16 protein-coding genes and 1 riboswitch are annotated in these 19955 nt (G+C 73.0%); of the genes, 6 read left to right on the top strand and 10 right to left on the bottom strand.

Annotated elements, in window-relative coordinates; translation table 11 throughout:
* Positions 1 to 85: 85 nt before the first annotated feature.
* The 6 genes from DFJ69_RS28255 to DFJ69_RS28230 form a co-directional block, all read right to left on the bottom strand.
* The gene (locus tag DFJ69_RS28255) at positions 86 to 697 is read right to left on the bottom strand and encodes a MerR family transcriptional regulator (RefSeq protein WP_116025388.1); all 612 of its coding nucleotides are present in this window, start codon (positions 695 to 697) and stop codon (positions 86 to 88) included.
* A 283-nt stretch (positions 698 to 980) separates the two neighbouring features.
* Complete coding sequence (locus tag DFJ69_RS28250) at positions 981 to 1454, bottom strand: bifunctional nuclease family protein (protein ID WP_116025387.1); 474 nt, start codon at positions 1452 to 1454, stop codon at positions 981 to 983.
* Between the two features lie 116 nt (positions 1455 to 1570).
* Positions 1571 to 2281, bottom strand: a complete 711-nt coding sequence (gene ftsR, locus DFJ69_RS28245; RefSeq protein WP_211328825.1) for a transcriptional regulator FtsR — start codon at positions 2279 to 2281, stop codon at positions 1571 to 1573.
* A 176-nt stretch (positions 2282 to 2457) separates the two neighbouring features.
* Entirely contained in the window at positions 2458 to 3000 is a 543-nt protein-coding gene (locus tag DFJ69_RS28240) for an FHA domain-containing protein (protein WP_116025385.1), read from the bottom strand.
* Between the two features lie 473 nt (positions 3001 to 3473).
* Positions 3474 to 4970: a sensor histidine kinase gene (locus DFJ69_RS28235; RefSeq protein WP_116025384.1), complete on the bottom strand. Its 1497-nt coding sequence runs from the start codon at positions 4968 to 4970 to the stop codon at positions 3474 to 3476.
* A complete protein-coding gene (locus tag DFJ69_RS28230) occupies positions 4970 to 5668 on the bottom strand; it encodes a response regulator transcription factor (RefSeq protein WP_116025383.1) in 699 nt (232 codons plus the stop codon). Before DFJ69_RS28230 ends, DFJ69_RS28235 begins: the two co-directional genes overlap by 1 nt.
* Positions 5669 to 5803: 135 nt before the next feature.
* Here DFJ69_RS28230 and DFJ69_RS28225 point away from each other — a divergent pair, with 135 nt between their 5' ends.
* The 3 genes from DFJ69_RS28225 (at position 5804) to DFJ69_RS28215 (ending at position 11192) form a co-directional block, all read left to right on the top strand.
* Complete coding sequence (locus DFJ69_RS28225) at positions 5804 to 7924, top strand: MMPL family transporter (protein WP_116025382.1); 2121 nt, start codon at positions 5804 to 5806, stop codon at positions 7922 to 7924.
* 122 nt (positions 7925 to 8046) lie between these two features.
* Complete coding sequence (locus DFJ69_RS28220; RefSeq protein WP_211328823.1) at positions 8047 to 9684, top strand: ABC transporter ATP-binding protein/permease; 1638 nt, start codon at positions 8047 to 8049, stop codon at positions 9682 to 9684.
* Positions 9685 to 9773: 89 nt separating this feature from the next.
* A complete protein-coding gene (locus DFJ69_RS28215; RefSeq protein WP_116025381.1) occupies positions 9774 to 11192 on the top strand; it encodes an aminotransferase class V-fold PLP-dependent enzyme in 1419 nt (472 codons plus the stop codon).
* A 13-nt stretch (positions 11193 to 11205) separates the two neighbouring features.
* Here the strand turns inward: DFJ69_RS28215 and DFJ69_RS28210 are convergent, their stop codons facing one another.
* Positions 11206 to 12555: a cytochrome P450 gene (locus DFJ69_RS28210; protein WP_116025380.1), complete on the bottom strand. Its 1350-nt coding sequence runs from the start codon at positions 12553 to 12555 to the stop codon at positions 11206 to 11208.
* Positions 12556 to 12762: 207 nt separating this feature from the next.
* Between DFJ69_RS28210 and DFJ69_RS28205 the strand changes: the two genes are divergently transcribed.
* Complete coding sequence (locus DFJ69_RS28205; RefSeq protein WP_116025379.1) at positions 12763 to 13152, top strand: STAS domain-containing protein; 390 nt, start codon at positions 12763 to 12765, stop codon at positions 13150 to 13152.
* 6 nt (positions 13153 to 13158) lie between these two features.
* Here the strand turns inward: DFJ69_RS28205 and DFJ69_RS28200 are convergent, their stop codons facing one another.
* The 3 genes from DFJ69_RS28200 to clsA all read right to left on the bottom strand — a co-directional run bounded on the left by DFJ69_RS28200 (position 13159) and on the right by clsA (position 17468).
* Positions 13159 to 14175, bottom strand: coding sequence for a sulfotransferase family protein (locus DFJ69_RS28200; RefSeq protein WP_116025378.1), 1017 nt, complete (start codon positions 14173 to 14175; stop codon positions 13159 to 13161).
* A 106-nt stretch (positions 14176 to 14281) separates the two neighbouring features.
* Positions 14282 to 16780 carry a mannose-1-phosphate guanyltransferase gene (locus DFJ69_RS28195; RefSeq protein WP_116025377.1) on the bottom strand — a complete coding sequence of 833 codons (2499 nt, stop codon included), beginning with the start codon at positions 16778 to 16780 and terminating at the stop codon, positions 14282 to 14284.
* 22 nt (positions 16781 to 16802) lie between these two features.
* On the bottom strand, positions 16803 to 17468 hold the full coding sequence (gene clsA, locus DFJ69_RS28190) for a cardiolipin synthase ClsA (RefSeq protein ID WP_170177801.1): 666 nt from the start codon (positions 17466 to 17468) through the stop codon (positions 16803 to 16805).
* A gap of 73 nt (positions 17469 to 17541) precedes the next feature.
* On the opposite strand from clsA, the gene DFJ69_RS28185 reads away from it, so the two are divergent.
* Together DFJ69_RS28185 and thiC are read left to right on the top strand one after the other, a co-directional pair.
* Entirely contained in the window at positions 17542 to 18087 is a 546-nt protein-coding gene (locus DFJ69_RS28185; protein ID WP_116025375.1) for an NUDIX hydrolase, read from the top strand.
* A gap of 7 nt (positions 18088 to 18094) precedes the next feature.
* A riboswitch (TPP riboswitch) is annotated at positions 18095 to 18206 on the top strand.
* On the top strand, positions 18204 to 19955 hold the full coding sequence (gene thiC, locus DFJ69_RS28180; protein WP_116025374.1) for a phosphomethylpyrimidine synthase ThiC: 1752 nt from the start codon (positions 18204 to 18206) through the stop codon (positions 19953 to 19955). It overlaps the preceding riboswitch by 3 nt.

The raw sequence follows: 19955 nt of genomic DNA, 5'->3' as shown, positions 1-19955 counted from the left end.
TCGGGGGTACCGTCCTGCGGGTTCGTACGGTCTGTACGGGGCGTACGGCCGGGGTGTCGTCGCGGCGGTGCGACAGGGGGGTCGGTCAGCCGCTGCGGCGGACCCTGCGGCGGGCGAGTTCGTCGTGGGGGTGGGAGTCGTCGCCGTCGTCGTCGTGGACGGCCCGTTCGGCCGGCAGCTCGGCGAGGCTGCCCTCCACCTCCTGCCAGACGCGGCCGAGCGCGATGCCGAAGACGCCCTGGCCGCCGGCCAGCAGGTCGACCACCTCGTCGGCCGAGGTGCACTCGTAGACGCTGACCCCGTCGCTCATCAGCGTGATCTGGGCCAGGTCGTGCACCCCGCGGTCGCGCAGATGGGTGACCGCGGTGCGGATCTGCTGGAGCGAGACCCCGGTGTCCAGCAGCCGTTTGACCACCTTCAGCACCAGGATGTCGCGGAAACCGTACAGCCGTTGACTGCCCGAGCCGTGCGCCGCCCGGACGCTGGGCTCCACCAGTTGGGTGCGGGCCCAGTAGTCGAGCTGGCGGTAGGTGATCCCGGCCGCCGAGCACGCCGTGGGGCCGCGGTAACCGACGTTCTCGGGCGGCGCCGACACCTGCGTGTCGAACAGGAGCCCCTGCTCTCCGGCACGCTGTGAGGCGACGTGCCTGTCAGGGTGCTCAGAGTGCGCCTTGCCCTCGCCGCTGCTCACCGCCACGCGGACCTCCGGCTTCTATCAGCCCGTGCCGCTTCGTCAAGGGGGTTTGACGAATTACACCACGGGTGTTCCACCAGCACGGTAGGTGCCGGTCAGGGTGTGGTCAACGTTCGACGTCGGCGCGTCGCATGCCCGGATGAACCGGTTTCACGTGGGCAAACTGCGCGCTCACGCCCTCTTCGTTCCCTTACCCCGATCCTCAGCGTAATCAACGGCCGGCGCGGGCCGGGATGCAAGGTCACTCGGGCGGGGGCATGATCTTGCATCCGCGGGGGCCGCGGTCTCAGGAGCCGGCGCGGCCGAAGTCCTCCGGCGAGATGGTGTTGAGGAACTCGCGGAACTTCTCCACCTCGTCCTCCTGCTCGTCCGGGATCGCCACACCGGCCTCCTCCAGCACGTCCTCGCTGGCGAAGATGGTGGCCCCGGTGCGCAGGGCCAGCGCGATCGAGTCCGAGGGCCGGGCGCTGACCTCCACCCCGTTGGAGAAGACCAGGTCGGCGAAGAAGATGCCCTCGCGCAGGGCGGTGATGTTGACGGTGCGCAGTTGGACGCTCAACGCCTCGAGCACGTCCCGGAACAGGTCGTGCGTCAGCGGACGCGCGGGCAGCACGCCCTGCTGGGCGAAGGCGATCGCGGTGGCCTCCACGGCGCCGATCCAGATGGGCAGGTACCGCTCCCCGGCCGTCTCCTTCAACAGGACGATCGGCTGGTTGGAGGGCATCTCGACCCGGACGCCGACGACCTCCATCTGCTTCACAGCGGCTCCCTGCTGCTTCTCGGCTCTCTAGATCGACTCCTGACGGACCCTGTATGCCAACGTACACCCTCTGATCGGGCCGTTCCCCCCGCCGGCCGCACCGGTCCCGCCGGCGATCACGGATCCAGGGTCTCGCGCAGGCCGGTGGCCAGCAGGGCCGCGTGCAGCCGCAGCGACAGCTCGGCGATCCGGTGGGCGGTCCGCTCGGCCTCCTCGTGGGCGCCCGGGCCGCGCCGTCGCAGCAGCGGAGCCACCACCTGCTCGATGAGCCCCAACTGGCGGTCGGCGGCCGCCTTGACCGCGCGCAGGTGCCGGACCTCCAGGCCGAAGTCGCCCAGTGCGGCGGCGGCGCGGGCGACGACCAGCGCGTCCCCGTCGTAGTGCCGGCCGACGCGTCGGACCAGTCCCGCCTCCTCCAGGCGGACGAGCAGTTCCTCGTCGATGGCGGCGCCGTCCAGCAACTGGCGACGGGTCAGCCGGACCTCGGGGCCGGGCCCGCCCATCGCCGGCTCGGCGGTGCTCTCGGCGGCCACCAGCCGGCGTGGGCCGCGCCCCGGCCGGTCCTCGGCGGCCCAGGGCGGGGGCGCCGTCTCGCCGCGGTCCCGCGCCCGCAGATAGTCCTTGATCACCCGCAGCGGCAGGTAGTGGTCGCGCTGCGCGGCCAGGATGAACCGGAGCCGGTCCACGTCGGCCTGTGTGAACTTGCGGTAGCCGGAGGGCGTGCGCTGCGGCTCGATCAGGCCCTCCGCCTCCAGGAACCTGATCTTGGAGACGGTGACGTCGGGGAAGTCGGCCCGCAGTCGGCCGAGCGCGTCCCCGATCGTCATCGATCCCCGGGCGGGCTCGGCGCCGCTCATCCGGCCCGCCCGCCCGGCGCCGCGAACGGCGGCCGCGCCGCCGTCCGCCCCGTGCGCGGGCCCGCACGCCCGTCGGTCCGGCGCGCCCCGCGCGCCTCGCGCGCCTCCGGATCGTTCACACCGCCACCGGTCGTCCGCCGCGCGCCTCAGCCGTGGCCGTGCTGCGGGTTGGTGAGGAAGACCAGCCGGAACTTGCCGATCTGGACCTCGTCCCCGCCGGACAGCCCGGCCTGGTCGATCCGCTGACGGTTGACGTACGTGCCGTTCAGGCTGCCCACGTCGCGCACCGAGAACCCGGCGCCGTGCCGGGCGAACTCGGCGTGCCTGCGGGAGACCGTCACGTCGTCGAGGAAGATGTCGCTCTCGGGGTGCCGGCCGGCGGAGGTGCGGTCCTTGTCGAGCAGGAACCGACTGCCCGCGTTGGGGCCGCGCTTGACCACCAGCAGGGCGGTGCCGGGCGGCAGCGCCTCCACGGCGAGGTGGTCGACGCCGAGCTCGTCGGCGGGCTGGGCGTCGGGTTCGAAGGACTCGATTCCGCTGATCGAGATCGTCGAGGTCGACTCGCCGGGCGACTCCCGCGGAGGCATGGGAGGCGGAACGCTCCGGGTGAGCGGTGTTCCACAGTGGGAGCAGAAGCGGGCATCATCCGGATTGGCGTGACCGCACTGCGTGCAGTAGACGCTCGGCATCGATCGGCTCGGCCTCCTACCTTCGGCGTTATCCGGCGCACCCGCTCGCGCGAGCGCGACGACCCGCGCTGCTCTTCCGACTCCCACTCCCGTCATGACGACGGTTGCCGCAACCTATGCCGGGCGAACCCGGAGGGTCAACCGAGACGGGGGAGCCGGATCCCCAAGCTACTTCGTCAATGATCGCAGGTCCACGCCGCCGCGCGGGACGACCTGCGCCCGGCGACGGACGATGAGCGTCACCAAGACCGTACCGCGTTGATCGCGATGGCCGGGCCATGGGTGCACCCCCATCCCTCCGGAAACCCACTCCCCTCCTCCCCCACCAGGCACGGCGTACACGGCACCGCCCTCCGGCCAGGCCCGAATCGAACCCTGCCACATCTCCGTCACGCTCGGTGAGCGTTTCCACGATCTCCGGCGAACGCCCCGCCGCCCTCCCGTAGGAACGGCGCCGCGGCCCGCGGGGGCCTTCACGGGACGCCGGGAACGTCGTCGTGGGCGGCGGGCGAGGCGGGGGTGTGCAGGGGCAGGGTGACCACGAAGGAGGCTCCGCCGGCGGGGCCGGGGCGGGCGGTGGCGCGGCCCTGGTGGGCCTCGGCGACGGCGGCGACGATGGACAGGCCCAGGCCGGCGCCGCCGTGGTCGCGGGAGCGGGAGGGATCGGCACGGTAGAAGCGTTCGAAGACGCGTTCGCGTTGGCCGGCGGGCAGGCCGGGGCCGGTGTCGGTCACCTCCAGGACGGCCCGGTCGCCGTCGGTGGTGACCCGGACGGTCGCGGGCGTGTCGGGCGGGGTGTGGCCGCGGACGTTGGCCAGCAGGTTGCCCAGGAGCTGGCGAAGGCGCGCGGCGTCGCCGTTGACGGGGACCGGGCCGGCGGTGTCGAGGGTGAGGGGGCGGGTGGGCTCCACGGCGCGGGCATCGGCGACGGCGTCGGCGGCCAGTTCGGCGAGGTCGACCGGAGAGCGCTCCAGGGGGCGGCCCTGGTCCAGACGGGCCAGGAGCAGCAGCTCGTCGACCAGCGCTCCCATGCGTTCGGCCTCGGACTCGATGCGGTGCATCGCCTTGGCGAGGTCCTCGGGGCGGTCGGCGGCGCCGCGGCGGAACAGCTCGGCGTAGCCGCGGATGGTGGCGACGGGGGTGCGCAGCTCATGGGAGGCGTCGGCGACGAACCTGCGGAGCCGGGCCTCGGAGGTCTCGCGTTCTCGGAAGGCGGACTCGATCTGGCCGAGCATGGCGTTCAGCGCCGCGCCGAGTCGGCCGACCTCGGAGCGCGGGTCGGCCGGGCCGATGCGGCGGGTGAGGTCGCCGTCGCCGATGGCGGCGGCGGTGACGGCCATCTCCTCCAGGGGGCGCAGCCCGCGGCGCACGGCCCGCAGGGCGAGCAGGCCGATGCACCCGAGCGTCCCCAGGGTCACGGACGTCTCGACGCCGATGACGCGGCCCGCCAGCTCGTCGGACTCGGTGGTCCACATCCCGGTCACCAGGACGCCCCGGCCGTCCGGGAGGTTCGCCGTGCGGATCCGCCAGCCGGAGTCGCCCCACGGCGGGCCTCCCGAGTCGAGGGGCCAACGGCCGAAGATCTCGCCCTCCGGGTCGGCGGCGGACGCCGGGCGGGGCGACAGCGCGGCGGGGAGCACGCCGGGCAGGGCGGGCGACGCGCCGAGCGACACGGTGCGCCGCACCAGCCCGTCGGGGCCCCGCAGTTGGAAGAAGGTGGGCAGCCCGCCGCCGCTCGTGCCGGCCAGCCAGAGCCGGGCGGCGGCCGGGTCGGTGGCCAACAGATCCAGGATCTGCGGGTCCTGCGCCGCCCGCCCGACGGACGCCATCAGTCGGTCGTGCCGGTCGACCTGCTCGTCCAGCAGGGCGGCGAGAGTGCCACCGGCGGCCACCGTGAGCCCCAGGGCGAGCAGGGCGAGCACCATGACCGGCAGCCGGGCCCGCAGCGAGACGGGCCGTCTCAGAGCCATCAGGACCCCCTCGGCAGCCGCAGCACGTAGCCGACGCGGGGCACCGTGTGGATCAGCCGGGGCCCGGAGGAGTCGACCTTGCGCCGCAGATAGCTGATGTAGGTCTGGACGACGCCGTCGCCGCCGCCGAAGTCGTACTGCCAGACGTGGTCGAGGATCTGGCGCTTGGACAGCACCCGTCCGGCGTTGAGCATCAGGTAGCGCAGCAGCTTGAACTCGGTGGGCGTCAGGTCGACCAGCGCGCCGTCCCGGCGGACCTCGTAGGTGTCCTCGTCGATCTCCAGGCCGCCGAAGGCGAGCCGGTCGGGGGCGGCGGCGACCGGGTGGCCGCGCCGCAGCACCGCCCGGATCCGGGCGATCAGCTCCTCCAGGCTGAACGGCTTGGTGACGTAGTCGTCGCCGCCCACCGTCAGGCCCTTGATCTTGTCCTCGGTGGCGTCGCGGGCGGTGAGGAAGACGACCGGCGCGCGGCAGCCGTCGCGGCGAAGCCGGGCGCAGGCGTCCAGGCCGGACCCGTCGGGGAGCATCACGTCCAGCACGATCAGGTCGGGGCGGAAGGCGGCGACCTCCGTGAGCGCCTGCGCGCCCGACCCGGCCACCGCCGTCGCGAACCCCTCGTACCGCAGGGCGGTGGCCACGAGGTCGGCGAGATAGGGCTCGTCGTCCACGACGAGGATGCGGGTCGGCTGCGCTGTCACGGAACCAGTGTCGCGGGTCGGACCTGTGACGGGTCTGAGGGTTTCCTGTGAGTTCGCTGTGAACGCCGGATCTCGCAGGAGGGTCACAGGGTTCGCACAGACCGTCCGCAGGCGACGCCGCTGCACTTGCCTCCCATGGACGCATTCTCCCGATTCGTGCTGCGGCACAAACTGCTGATCGGCCTGCTCTGGCTGACGGCCACGCTCGCGGGGGCCGTGGCCGTCACCCAGGTCACCGACCGGCTCACCGAGGACTTCTCTCCCCCGGGGTCGCCGGCCCGCGACGCCAACACCGCCATCGCGCGGCTGTACGGCACGGGCGGCGAGGACAAACCGCTGGTCCCCGTGGTCACCCTGCCCTCCGGCGCGCGCGTGGACGACCCGGCCGTACGACGGGCGCTGGCACGGGCGTTCGAGGCGGGGGCCGAACGGGTCGACGGCCTCGCCGCCTCGTACGCGGACACCGCCGATCGACGCTTCGTGGGCGAGGACGGGCGGACGACGTTCGGGCTCGTCTTCCCCCGTGCGGCGGCGGGCGGGGACGCCGAGGAGGCCCCCGACGTGACGGCGCCGCTCACCGAGGCGATGCGCGCCGAGCTGCCGCCGGGCTCGACGCTGCGGGTGACCGGCATGGACGCGTTGGAGGAGGGCGCCGGGAGCGAGGGCCCCAGCGTGCTGGTGGAGACGGTGATCGGCGGGGTGGGCGCCCTGGTGGTGCTGGCCTTCGTGTTCGGTTCGCCGCTGGCCTTGGTGCCGCTGGGGGTCGCCGTGGTGTCGATCCTCACGTCGTTCCTGGCGGTGTACGGGATCACCGGGGTCACCGAGGTCAACTTCATGGTGCAGTTCGTGGTGGCGCTGATCGGGCTCGGCGTCGCGATCGACTACTCGCTGCTGCTGGTGACGCGCTGGCGGGAGGAGGTCGCCCACGGCCACCGGGGGGACGAGGCGGTGCGGCGGGCGATGGCGACGGCCGGGCGCGCGGTGGTCTCCAGCGCGGTGGCGGTGGCGATCGGCCTGGTGGTGATGCTGGTGCTGCCGGTGGACTTCCTGCGCAGCATCGCGTACGGGGGGATGATCATCCCGACGGTGAGCGCGCTGGCGACGTTGACGCTGCTGCCGGTGATCCTGGCGACCGCCGGGCCCCGGTTGGACCGGCGCGGCCTGCGACGGGTGTCGCCGGACGCCGGGCGGGCCTGGACGGCGTGGACCCGCCGGGTGATCCGGTGGCGGTGGGCGGCCATCGCCGTGTCGCTGTCGCTGCTCGGCGCGCTGGCCGTGGCCGCGCTGGGGCTGAACCTCGGCGAGGCGGGCAGCGACGCGCTCGCCAAGCGGGGGCCCGCCTACGAGGGTCTGTCCGCCCTGGACCGCGCGGGGATCCCGTCGGGCGTGCTGACGCCGGTGGACGTGCTCGTTCCGCAGGGCGTCGATCCCCGGCCCGTGGCGGCACGGCTGGCGCGGGTGCCGGGGGTGCGCACCGTGGTCGCGGCGGACGGGCCCGGCCGCCGGCGGGACGGGACGGCGCTGATCACGGTGCTGCCGGTCGACGAGGGCGGCACGGGCCCGGGCAAGGACACCGTCACGGCGATCCGCGACGTCGTGCCGGCCGGGGCGCGCGTGGGCGGCGAGGCGGCGGCCGACCTGGACTTCATCGATCAGGTCTACGGGACCTTCCCGCTGATGCTGGCGCTCGTCGCGCTGCTGACGTTCGTCCTGCTGGCCCGGGCGTTCCGATCCCTGCTGCTGCCGTTGAAGGCGGTGCTGCTCAACCTGCTGTCGCTGGCCTCCGTGCTGGGCGCGACCGTGCTGGTGTGGCAGTACGGGTACGGCGGCGAGCAACTGTGGGGCATCTCGGCGACGGGGTCGATCGCCACGTTCATCCCGGTGATGGTCTTCGCGTTCCTGTACGGCCTGTCGATGGACTACGAGGTGTTCATCCTGGCGAGGATCCGTGAGGAGTACGACCGCACGGGGTGCACCGAGACCGCCGTCGTGGAGGGCATCGGGCGGACCGGGCGGCTGGTGACCAGCGCGGCGCTGATCCTGTTCCTGGCGTTCGCCTCGCTGGCGGCGGCCCCGATCATCGAGGTGAAGATCTTCGCCACCGGGTTGGGGCTGGGGATCCTGCTGGACGCGACGATCATCCGGGCGCTGCTGGTGCCGGCGGTGGTGGCCGCGCTGGGCCGGTGGAACTGGTGGCTGCCGGGCTGGGCCGCCCGGGTGCTGCGGGTGCGACCGGCCACGCCCTTTACGATGTAGATCACAAGCAGGCCCGGACCGCCGTCCCCGCCGGCGCATCGGGCCATGACAGGCCACATCCGGCCACTTCCGTCACCCCCGTCCCCCGGATACCCGCGCCCGGGGGCGGGGACGATGGCGGTGTGATCGAGGTCCGGGATGTCGGGCAGCAGGTGGCGGGCGGGCGGCGCGTCCTTCGCGAGGTGTCGCTGACGATCGGGACCGGCCGGCTGGTGGCCATCATCGGCGGCAGCGGGGCCGGCAAGACCACCCTCCTGGAGGCCATCGCCGGAGTGCGGCCGCCGTCCGAGGGCGGGGTGCGCTACGAGGGCGGGCGCGGGGCGCTCGGGTACGTACCCCAGGACGACATCGTCCACCGGGACCTGCCGCTGCGTCGCACGCTGCGGTACGCGGCGCGGATGCGGCTCCCCGCCGGCACGCCGCCCGCGCTGGCGGAGGAGGCGGTCGACCGGGTGCTGGCGGCGCTGGCCCTCGACGGGCGCGCCGGCCAGCGGGTCGGCGCCCTGTCCGGCGGCGAGCGCAAGCGGGCCAGCATCGCGGTGGAGTTGCTGACCCGGCCCGACGTCCTCTTCCTCGACGAGCCCACCGCGGGTCTGGACCCGGTCGCGGCGGCCGGGCTGATGCGGCTGCTGCGCGGGCTGGCCGACACCGGCACCACCGTGGTCCTCACCACCCACAACCCGCCCGACGTGAAGTCGTGCGACGAGGTGGCGGTGCTCGCCCCGGACGGGACCCTGGCCTTCCACGGCTCCCCCGCCGAGGCGCGCGAGTGGTTCGACGTCGACGGCATCGAGGACGTGTACGCCCGTCTTGCCGGGGAGGAGCCCGAGCACGACTGGGGGCTCCGGTTCGCCGACTCCGCGCCCGGGGCGATCCCGGCGGCGGCCGCCGCGGGGGTGCCCGGCATCGGCGCGGCGCGACAGTGGCTGCTGCTGACCCGCCGCAACCTCGACCTGCTGACCCGCAACCGGCTGACGGTGGCGATCCTGGCCGGGTCGCCGTTGATGGTGCTGGCCATGTTCGCCGTGCTGTTCCGGCCGGGGGCGTTCGACCCCGGCTCCCCCAGCCCGGCCGCGACCGTGATGATCCTTTTCTGGGTCGCCTTCGGCGGCTTCTTCTTCGGGCTGACCTACGGGCTCCTGCAGATCTGCACGGAGGTGCCGGTGCTGCGCCGGGAGCGCCTGGCGGGGTTGCGGATCGGTCCGTACGTACTGGCCAAGGCGGCGGTGCTGGTCCCGCTGCTGGCGATGGTGGACGCGCTGATGCTGGGCGTGCTGCGGGCCCTCGACCGGCTGCCTGCCGCCGACGGGGGCGCCTACGGGGAGCTGTTCGTCACGCTGCTGCTGTGCTCGGTGGCGGCGCTGGCGCTGGGTCTGCTGATCTCGGCGGCGGTGACGGATCCCGCGCAGGCGACGATGGCCCTTCCGATGCTGTGCTTCCCGCAGGTGCTCTTCGTGGGGGCGATCCTGCCCGTGCCGGTGATGGCCGCGGCGGGCCGGTGGCTGAGCCACGCCATGTCGAATCGGTGGGCGTTCGAGGCGCTCGGCCACAGCCTGCGCGTGGAGGACCTGTGGGCGCGCGGCGCGTCGCCCCTCGGGCCGCCGCTGCTCGCGTCCTATGGCGACACGTTCTCTCGTCCCGTCTGGGCGAATTGGGTCTTTCTGGTCGGTTTTACGGGACTGTTCCTTATCGGGGCCTGCGTCGTGCTGACGCACCGGACCGTACGGCCGAGGCCCAGGTCATCGGCACCGATCACATAAATATCGCCTTTTAGGCACCTTGCAGGATGTAAGGCGAAAGACGACCTTTTTAGATAAGGTCGCGTCTTTTTCTGTCGGGGGCTGATGTCATGACCACGTCGTTCGCAGCGTTTCCGGGCAGCGACCCGGCCTACACCGCCACCGGGAGGCTGGACGAGCTCCGCGCCGCCGAGTACGGCTACCTCGACGAGCAGGATCACGTCTACCTCGACTACACCGGCTCCGGCATCCCGGCCAGGGCCCAGCTCCGCGCCCACGCCGAGCGGCTGACCGGCGACTGCTTCGGCAACCCGCACTCGGAGAACCCCACGTCCAGCGCCGCCACCGCCCTGGTCGAGCGCACCCGGACGGCCGTCCTGGAGCACTTCAACGCCGACCCGGCCGAGTACGCGGTGATCTTCACGCCGAACGCCACCGGCGCGTGCCGGCTGGTCGGCGAGGCGTACCCGTTCCGTCGCGGCACCCGGCTGGTCCTCACCGCCGACAACCACAACTCCGTCAACGGCATCCGGGAGTTCGCCCGGGCCGCGGGGGCGCAGGTCCGCTACGTCCCGCTGCGGCGGCCCGACCTGCGGGCCGAGGAGTCGGAGGTGCTGGCCGCGCTGGGTCGGCGGCGAGGGCTGCTGGTCTTCCCGGCGCAGAGCAACTTCACCGGCGTCCAGCACCCGCTGCGGTGGGTGTCCATGGCCCGCGAGCGCGGCTACGACGTGATGCTGGACGCCGCCGCCTTCGTGCCCGCCAACCGCCTGGACCTGAGCGAGGTGCGGCCCGACTTCGTCCCGGTGAGCTGGTACAAGGTGTTCGGCTACCCGACCGGCGTGGGCTGTCTGATCGCCCGGCGGGAGGCGCTGGACCGACTGCGGCGCCCCTGGTTCTCGGGCGGCACGATCCAGGCGGTCAGCGCCCTCGGCCGGTGGCACGTGATGACCGGCGACGAGTCGGCGTTCGAGGACGGCACCCTCAACTTCCACGGCATCCCGGACGTGGGGTTCGGGCTCGACTGGATCCGGGACATCGGCATCGACCTGATCCACCGGCGGGTCACCGCCCTCACCGGGCTGATGCTCGACCGGCTCGCCGCCCTGCGGCACTCCGACGGCCGCCCCATGACCCTCGTCTACGGCCCCACCGGGACCGCCGGGCGCGGCGGGACGATCGCGTTCAACCTGCTCGACGCGCGCGGCGAGATCGTGGACGAGCGGGTCGTCGCCCGCGACACCGCCGCCGCCCGGATCTCGCTGCGCACCGGCTGCTTCTGCAACCCGGGGGCGGGCGAGGGCGCCTTCGCGATCAGCGAGCGGGCCCTGCGCGGCGCGGCACGGGGAGACGGGCTGTCCCTCGACGCGTACCTGCGGGTGCTCGGGCTTCCGAGCGGCGGCGCGATCCGGGTCTCGCTGGGCCTGGTCTCCGACGTCCGGGACGTCGAACGCCTCATCGACTTCCTCGTCGAGACGTACCGCGACCGGGTGCCCGCCACGACCGGCCTGCGGCCCCGTGAGCGCTGCTGACACCCGTCCGCGCTCAGCGCACCGGGTCGAAGCGGAACCGGATCGTCGCCGGATCCAGGCCGTACGGCAGCGGACGTCGAGCATGCAGGGTCGCGGGACGCAGCAGACGGGGGGCGTGATCGCGCAGCAGGTCGGCCAGGAACGTCGTGGCGGTCAGCAGCGCCAGGTTCTCGCCCGGGCAGCGTCCCGCGCCGCCCCCGAAGGGGACGATCGCCCCGTCGGCGGCCGCACGGCCGTCGAGCCACGCCTCGGGCATGAAGTGGTCGGCGTAGGGCACCGTTCGGCGATCGCGGCCGAAGAAGGAGCCCACGATGGCGAAGACCGACCCCGCGGGCAGCGTCCTCTCGCCCCAATGCGTGTCCGCGGTCGCCTCCCGCAGGATGACCGGCGCGACGGGCCACAGCCGCGCCGACTCCAGCACGCACGCGCGCAGGTACGGCACGGAGACGGGGCTGGGCGGCGACGAGCCGGGCAGCCCGGAGAGTTCGGCGTGGACGCGGGCGAGGCCGTCGGGGTGGACGGCCAGCAGCGCGAGCGTGCGGTAGGCGACGACGCCCGCGCCGTCGAAGCCGGCCAGCCACTGCGTGACCTGTCCCAGGGGGTCCGCGCCCGGCGGGCTCGGCGTCCGGGCGAGGGCCCCGGCGAGGCTCCCCGGGTCGGCGCGCTCGATGTACATCCGCAGGCGCCGCAGGTAGGTGTCGCGCACGGCGAGCCGCCCGCGCGGCCGCAGCGGACTGGCGGCGACGCCGAGACGGTCGAGCAGGGCGGTGAGCATCTGGTCGTCGCGGGCGGCCTCGCCGAGCACGATATGGCGCACGACCCTCCCATGGGCCGACGCGTAGTCGGTCCAGTCCAGACCGCCCTTGGACCCGATCAGGTCGAGGAGCCCCGAAGTCTCCTCCTGCGCGACGAGCATGTACCGGCCGCCGAACCGGTGGAGCTTCTGGTGCGAGTCCAGCACCTCTTCGTCGACGCGGCGACGGTCCGCCCAGTCCTCCGCCCCGACCGGGAGCGCCGTGCCGTGGGGCCGTGGGTGCGCGGAGTCCCCCACCGAGGGGGGGAACAGGCCCGGCCGGGCGTCGAGGACATGGCGCACGTCCCGGGGCGAAAGGAGCAGCACCGCGCCCCGCCCGGGAAGCCTCACCTTCAACGGCCCCGGGCCGTAGCGGCGGCGGAGCCGGTCCATCAGCCGGACGGCATGGCGATCGGCGCCCAGCCGGAGGGCCCAGGCGACCGCGCGCGAGCGCCCGTGCCCCCGTCCCCGCCCCGGCCACGGGACCAGGAGCGTGCCGCCCAAGCGCACGGTGTCGGGCACCGAGGTCTCCCGCACCCGTTCCTCCCCGACCGTCCGGTGCCGCGTCATCTGCCCCTCCGTCGTCGCTCGGTGCCCCTCGTCGGTGTCACCACCGCGTACCCGCGAGGCCCGCCCTCATGCGCCGTGGGCGGGCGGAGGGCACCGTCGATAACGGTCCGGTGGTGCCTCGCGGCCCGGCCTTGGCAACCCAGGGTGTTCACGCCATGCTGGGGAGTCACGGGACCGAAGTGACTCGCCTACCGCCACAGGACAGCCATGGCAGACATCGCCGTCGACATGGTCGTCGTGGAGCATCCGCGCCATACCGTGGCGCTGCTCTGCGGCGAGATCGACTGCCACACCGCGCCGGACGCGTACACGCGGCTGATGGAGCTGGTCGCCCTGGCGCGCCGGCCGCTGGTCATCGACATGGGCGGGATCGTGTTCTGCGACGGCAGCGGGCTGCGGGCGTTCTCGAGCCTCGCGCAGGAGTGCGGGCGGCGCGGGCTCCCGCTGGCGTTGGTGGGTCTGCGCCCCTACCTGGAGGGGCTGTTCCGCGCCTTCGGGCTGCACGAGCGGATCCCGCTGTGCGCCACCCACCAGGACGCCCTGTGGTGCCTGCTCCCCCTCAGCGACACGGAGATCGCGGCCTGGCCGACCGACTGAGCGTTCTCAGTCCCGCTCGACCGCCTCGCGCTGGCCCGAGGTGAGCAGCGCCGCCACCGGCGACGGCTCGTGCAGCCGCTGCCAGCGGTCGCGCAGGTGCCGCTTGCGGGCGGCGAGGGTGCGCCTGGTCGCCACCGACCGGAACCTGGCGCGCTCGGCCGCCGACGGCCGGCGCGCCTCCGACGGCTCGTACCCCAGTGAACGCAGGTACGGGCCCGCCTCCGCCTCGCACAGGGCGATCTCCCAGGGCTCCAGCCGCTGTTCCCACGTCCCGGAACGGGACGCGCTGACCTTCTCGTGGGTCCGGTGGTGCCAGGACTTGCGGCTGGGGACGGCCTCGGACGCCACACCCGACGGCTCGGCCATCTCCTCGTGGTACTCGACGTCCAGGAACCGGCACAGGCCCGTGAGCCGCGCCTCCGGGTCGGCGATCAGGTCCTCGTAGCGGATCTCGTGGTACGAGTCGGGCCCGAGCACGCGCGCCGCGCGCCGGCCCGCCCGCACCGCCTCGATCCAGGTGGCCAGCGCGTGGTACGAGTCCTGCTTGTACCAGGGCATCTCCTTGAGGGAGGCCACGCAGTCGCGCCCGTCCCGGATCAGGTGCACGATCTGGGCGTCGGGGAACAGCCTGACCAGCACCGGGATGTTCTGGAAGTAGCCCGGCCGCTTGTCGCCCCACCGGTCCTTGCCGAACCTGCGGGAGTAGGCGCGGAACACGATGCCCAGCGCCGAGCCCAGCGTGCCGGGGCCCGCGACGATCTCCTCGACGACCTCCTCGGCGTCCAGCCCGAGGTCGTCGAACCTGGTCCGTCTCCGCCCCACGATCCAGCGGGCCAGCCGCTCCCGATTGGCCGGGTCGGCCAGATCGCCGAACTCCGCGCGGGACTCGTACGCCGGGATGAGGAACCGGGTCTCCGGCGGGATGGCGATCCGCGGGTGCCGGTGCAGCATGAGCTGCAGGAGCGTCGTCCCCGAGCGGGGACAGCCCACGACGAAGATCGGACGGTCATTCGGCGAACGCATGCCGGGACTCTACTGGACCGGTTCAGTGCCGTCCCGCGACCGGAGGGGACCGGCGACGCCCGTGTCGCACGGGCGTCGCCGGTCGGGTCACGACGGTCGAGGGGGGTCAGGAGCCCGCGCGTTCCACGACACCCGCCCACTCCTCCAGGAGCGCCTGGGCCTCGTCGTTGTCGGAGCCCTCGGCCCACAGGTGGGTGACGGCCTCGGCCGGGTCGGGCAGCACCAGCACCCAGGAGCCGCCGGCCTCCACGACCCGCACGCCGTCGGTGGTGTCGATGGTCCGTGCGCCCGCGGCCTCCACGACGTGCCGCATCACGCTGCCCTTGGCCGCCCAGGGCGTCGGCACCGACCGGCGCAGCAGATGCGCCTCCGGGATGCGCCGGTCGATCCGCGAGAGCGTCAGCCGGGTCCGGGCGACCAGTCCGACCAGGCGGACGAACGCCGCGATGCCGTCGACGTTGGTGCTGAACTCGGGGAACACGAACCCGCCGCGGCCGTCCCCGGCGAAGACCGTGCCGGGCGCGGCGGCCGCCTTGGTCAGCACGTCCTGCGAGGTCGACGTCCAGTCCACCTCGACGCCGTGGAACCGGCAGACCTTCTCGGCGACCCGCGTGGTGGTGACCGGCAGCGCCACCCGGCCGGCCCGCCGCTCGGCGGCCACCAGGTCCAGGAACACCAGCAGCGCCCGGTCGTCGCCGATCAGCTCGCCGTTCTCGTCGACCATCGACAGGCGCTCGCCCACCGGGTCGAACCGGGCGCCGAACGCGGCCCGGGACGAGGACACCAGGTCGCCGAGCCGCTGCAGGTCGCGCATCCGTTCGGCGAGCGTCTCCGTGGGGTTGGCCTCGTCCAGCCGGCTGTTGACGGTCAGCACGTCCACGCCCATCATGCCGAGCAGCGTGGGAAGCACCAGGGACGCGGTGCCCCCGGCGCAGTCCAGCACGATCTTCAGCTCCGCCTCGCGGACGCCGCGCTGGTCGACCCGGCTGAGCAGGTCGCGGGTGTAGGTCTCCAGGGTGCGGGCCGGATAGGAGAGCAGGGCGATCTCGCCGGGGAAGGCGCGGCGGAACTCCTGGCGGCCGAACACCCGCTCCAGCTTGCGCTGCGCCCCCAGCGACAGGTCCGCGCCGTCGGCGTCGAGGAAGATGATGTCGACGCCCTGGGGGTCGCCGGCGGTGGTCCGGATGTAGATGCCGCCGCCCGCGTCCTCCCGGGCGGTCTCGAACCGGGTCACCGGCAGCGCGCACACCTGGACGTCCTGCACGTTGATGGCGCTGGCGGTGAGCGCGCTGATCACCGCGCGCTTGAGGGTGCGGGCGGCGCGGGAGACGTCCCGGCCGGTGACGACGGTGGAGCCCTTCTTGAGGGTGGTGGCGTACGCGCTCGCCAGCCGGACCGCCAGCTCGGGGGTGATCTCCACGTTGACCAGCCCGGACACGCCGCGCGGGCCGAACAGGGTGCGCTGGCCGCGGGACTCCCAGATCACGCTGGTGTTGACGACCGCGCCCGCCTCGATGGTCTTGAACGGGTAGACCTTGACGCCGTTGGAGACGTACGCCTCCGCCTCGATGACGCACTCGTCGCCGACGACCGCGCCCTCCTCGACCCGGGCGCCCGCCATCACGTCGGTGTTCTTGCCGATCACGCAGCCGCGCAGGTTGGTGGAGGGCCCGACGAAGACGTTGTCGTGGACGACGGCGCGGTGCAGGAACGCGCCCTCCTTGACGACCACGTTGCTGCCGAGGACGGTGAACTCGCGCAGCTCGACACCCGCCTCGATCTTGGCGTAGTCACCGATGTACAGCGGGCCCTTGAGCACGGCCCCGGGGTCGACCTCGGCGCCCTCGGCCATCCACACGCCCGGCGAGACCTCGAAGCCGTCCATCTCCACGTCGACGCGGCCGGAGAGCATGTCGGCCTGCGCCTTCAGGTAGCTCTCGTGGGTGCCGACGTCCTCCCAGTAGCAGTCGGCGACGTACCCGAACAGCGGGGCGCCCTCGGCCAGCAGTTTGGGGAAGACGTCGCTGGACCAGTCCACCGACACGCCCTCGGCGACGTGGTCGAGGACCTCCGGCTCCATCACGTAGATGCCCGTGTTGACGGTGTCGGAGAAGACCTGACCCCAGGTCGGCTTCTCCAGGAAGCGCTGGATGCGGCCCTCGTCGTCGACGATGATGATCCCGAACTCCAGCGGGTTGGGCACCCGCTTGAGCCCGATGGTGACCAGCGCGCCGTTCTTCTTGTGGAAGTCGACCATGGCGGTCAGGTCGATGTCGGTGAGGGCGTCGCCGGAGATCACCAGGAACTGGTCGTCGCGCAGCGCCTCCTGGGCGTTCTTGACGCTCCCGGCGGTGCCGAGCGGGATCTCCTCGGTGGCGTAGCTCAGCGACATGCCGAGCTCCTCGCCGTCGCCGAAGTAGTTGCGGATCAACGCGGCCAGGAACTGCACGGTGACCACGGTCTCGGTGAGCCCGTGCCGTTTCAGCAGCCGGAGCACGTGCTCCATGATCGGCCGGTTGATGACCGGCAGCAGCGGCTTGGGCTGGTTGGCGGTCATCGGGCGCAGCCGAGTCCCCTCCCCGCCCGCCATCACAACGGCCTTCATGAGGGTGTCGCGCTCCCTTCGGTCAGCCGGCCGACGGTCCGGGGGCCGGCCCCGCGCCGCGCGTCGGTCCCGTGGGACCGGGCGGGCCGGGCGAGCCGGTGCGGTCGGCCGGCAGGAGCTGCCGCACCTGGACCCAATAGAGGACGGCCGCCCACCAGTACAGTGCCGTTCCCCAGATGGCGAACGACCACCCGATGACCCGCGCCCCGGTCGCCACCGCGCCGGAGTGGTCGCCGAGCAGCAGCAGCGGGAAGGCGTACAGCAGGCACAGCGTCCCCGCCTTGCCCACCATGTGCACCGGCAGCATGCCGTTGTAACCGAGCCTGCGCAGCACCGGGACGATCGGGGTGATCGCGACCTCCCTGCCGACCAGCAGCAGGGTCAGCCACAGCGGGATGATCTCCCGCGCGGTCAGCCCGACGAGGGTGGCCAGGATGTAGAGGCGGTCGGCCGCCGGGTCGAGCAGGACGCCGAGCCTGCTGGTCTGGCCCAGCATCCGGGCCAGCTTGCCGTCGAGCCAGTCCGACAGCCCGGCGAACATCAGCAGGCCCAGCGCCCACCAGTCGTGTTCGGCCAGGACCAGCCAGAGGAAGAGCGGAACGCCGAGCAGCCGCGCGAAGCTCAACGCGTTGGGCACCGTCCAGACCCTGTCCTCGGGCCGTGCCGCCGGCCCTCCCGGTGCCTCCACCCGGTCCACCTCCCGTCCCGATGATCCTGACCCTACCCGTCGGTCCCCCGCCGACCTCGATAGCGTCCCGCCCATGCACTGGACGACGCATGGAGAACGGTCCATCTACGCGAGCCCGTGGATGGACGTCCGGCTCGCCGACGTCGAACTGCCGGACGGCCGCCGGTTCGACCACCACCTCGTCCGGGTCAGGCCCTCCGCCGGTGTCGCCGCGGTGGACGCGGACGGCCGTGTGCTGCTGATCTGGCGGCACCGGTTCATCTGCGACGCCTGGGGATGGGAGATTCCCGGCGGACGGCTGGAGGAGGGCGAGGATCCTGCCGAGACCGCCGCGCGGGAGCTGGAGGAGGAGACCGGATGGCGGGCCGGACCGCTCCATCACCTGGTGGACCTCCACGTCTCTCCCGGCGTCACGGATGGGATTCATCACATTTTCCGAGCGGACGGGGCGGTGCTCGCCGGCGAGCCCACCGACGTGGAGGCGGAGCGGATCGAGTGGGTCCCGCTCACGTCGACGCCGGAGCTGATCGCTCGCGGGGAGATCGGCGCGGCGTCCACCGCGGCGGCGCTCCTCTACCTCATGACCGGGGCTTGCGGCAACGGGGCGGGGCCGGGTTAACGTCGGGGCGACAAGGCGCGGGAGCCCGGCGAACCGGGCTGAGAGTGCGGCTGGAACGGCCGCAGACCGCTGGAACCTGACCGGGTAATGCCGGCGTAGGGAGTAGTCGAGTCGCCATGACCGATTCCGTTGTGCCCACTTCCGTCGTGTCCGCCGCACGCAAGACCCACCTCACGAGCGCCGCGCGCCCGGATCTCCGGGTGCCGATGCGGGAGGTGCCGCTCGGCACGGGCGGGTCCGTCGTCCTGTACGACACCTCCGGCCCGTACACCGACCCGTCGTACGAGGTGGACGTGCGGCGCGGGCTGCCCGCGCTGCGCGACCCCTGGATCGTCGAGCGGGGCGACACCGTCGAGTACGAGGGCCGCGCCGTGCGGCCCGAGGACGACGGCCGCCGCTCCGCCGACCCGCTGCGCGAACGGGCGGCGTTCCCGCCGCGCAGGCCCCGCCGGGCGGGCGCCGGGGCGGTGACGCAGCTCGCGTACGCCCGGCGCGGGGAGATCACCGCCGAGATGGAGTACGTGGCGCTGCGCGAGGGCGTGGAGCCGGAGTTCGTGCGGGCCGAGCTGGCCGCGGGGCGGGCGGTGCTGCCCGCCAACGTCAACCACCCGGAGATCGAGCCGATGATCATCGGCCGGAACTTCCTGGTCAAGGTGAACGCCAACATCGGCAACTCGGCGGTGGCGTCCTCCATCGAGGAGGAGGTGGACAAGATGACGTGGGCGACCCGTTGGGGCGCGGACACGATCATGGACCTGTCCACCGGCCGGGACATCCACACCACCCGCGAGTGGATCCTGCGCAACTCCCCCGTGCCGGTCGGGACCGTGCCGCTCTACCAGGCGCTGGAGAAGGTGGGCGGGAACCCCGCCGACCTGACCTTCGAGATCTTCCGCGACACCGTGATCGAGCAGGCCGAGCAGGGCGTGGACTACATGACGGTGCACGCGGGCGTGCTGCTGGCGTACGTGCCGCTGACGGCGCGCCGCAAGACCGGCATCGTGTCCCGGGGCGGGTCGATCATGGCGGCGTGGTGTCTGGCCCACCACGAGGAGAACTTCCTCTACACCCGCTTCCGCGAGCTGTGCGAGATCTTCGCCGCCTACGACGTCACCTGGTCGCTCGGCGACGGGCTGCGGCCGGGCTCCATCGCCGACGCCAACGACGAGGCCCAGTTCGCCGAGCTGCGGACGCAGGGCGAGCTGACCCGGATCGCCCGCGAGTACGACAACCAGGTGATGAACGAGGGTCCCGGGCACGTCCCGATGCACAAGATCAAGGAGAACGTCGACCTCCAGCGGGAGTGGTGCGACGACGCGCCCTTCTACACGCTGGGTCCGCTGACCACGGACATCGCGCCGGGCTACGACCACATCACCTCGGCCATCGGCGCCGCGATGATCGGCTGGTACGGCACCGCGATGCTCTGCTACGTCACACCCAAGGAGCATCTGGGCCTGCCGGACAAGGACGACGTCAAGGCCGGGGTCATCGCCTACAAGATCGCCGCCCACGCCGCCGACCTCGCCAAGGGGCATCCGGGGGCGCAGGCGTGGGACGACGCGCTGTCGGACGCCCGGTTCGAGTTCCGCTGGGAGGATCAGTTCAACCTGTCCCTCGACCCGGACACCGCCCGCGCCTTCCACGACGAGACGCTGCCGGCCGCCCCGGCGAAGACGGCGCACTTCTGCTCGATGTGCGGCCCGCACTTCTGCTCGATGAAGATCACGCAGGACGTCCGCCGGTTCGCCGAGGACCGGGGGCTGTCGGACGACGACGCGCTGGCCGAGGGAATGCGGCGGAAGGCGGAGGAGTTCACCGCCTCCGGCGGACAGGTGTACCTGCCGGTGGTCCCGTCCGACGGCTGA

Source organism: Thermomonospora umbrina (assembly GCF_003386555.1).
Taxonomy (GTDB): Bacteria; Actinomycetota; Actinomycetes; order Streptosporangiales; family Streptosporangiaceae; genus Thermomonospora; species Thermomonospora umbrina.
The sequence above is the reverse complement of the archived record's forward strand: the minus strand, read 5'-3'. Positions and strand labels throughout refer to the sequence as shown.

Excerpts from the sequence above, each read along its gene's own strand:
- ftsR (WP_211328825.1), bottom strand. The coding sequence starts at position 2,281 with ATGACGATCGGGGACGCGCTCGGCCGACTGCGGGCCGACTTCCCCGAC.
- DFJ69_RS28240 (WP_116025385.1), bottom strand. The coding sequence starts at position 3,000 with ATGCCGAGCGTCTACTGCACGCAGTGCGGTCACGCCAATCCGGATGAT.
- DFJ69_RS28235 (WP_116025384.1), bottom strand. The coding sequence starts at position 4,970 with ATGGCTCTGAGACGGCCCGTCTCGCTGCGGGCCCGGCTGCCGGTCATG.
- DFJ69_RS28225 (WP_116025382.1), top strand. The coding sequence starts at position 5,804 with ATGGACGCATTCTCCCGATTCGTGCTGCGGCACAAACTGCTGATCGGC.
- DFJ69_RS28215 (WP_116025381.1), top strand. The coding sequence starts at position 9,774 with ATGACCACGTCGTTCGCAGCGTTTCCGGGCAGCGACCCGGCCTACACC.
- DFJ69_RS28210 (WP_116025380.1), bottom strand. The coding sequence starts at position 12,555 with ATGACGCGGCACCGGACGGTCGGGGAGGAACGGGTGCGGGAGACCTCG.
- DFJ69_RS28205 (WP_116025379.1), top strand. The coding sequence starts at position 12,763 with ATGGCAGACATCGCCGTCGACATGGTCGTCGTGGAGCATCCGCGCCAT.
- DFJ69_RS28200 (WP_116025378.1), bottom strand. The coding sequence starts at position 14,175 with ATGCGTTCGCCGAATGACCGTCCGATCTTCGTCGTGGGCTGTCCCCGC.
- DFJ69_RS28195 (WP_116025377.1), bottom strand. The coding sequence starts at position 16,780 with ATGAAGGCCGTTGTGATGGCGGGCGGGGAGGGGACTCGGCTGCGCCCG.
- DFJ69_RS28185 (WP_116025375.1), top strand. The coding sequence starts at position 17,542 with ATGCACTGGACGACGCATGGAGAACGGTCCATCTACGCGAGCCCGTGG.
- thiC (WP_116025374.1), top strand. The coding sequence starts at position 18,204 with ATGACCGATTCCGTTGTGCCCACTTCCGTCGTGTCCGCCGCACGCAAG.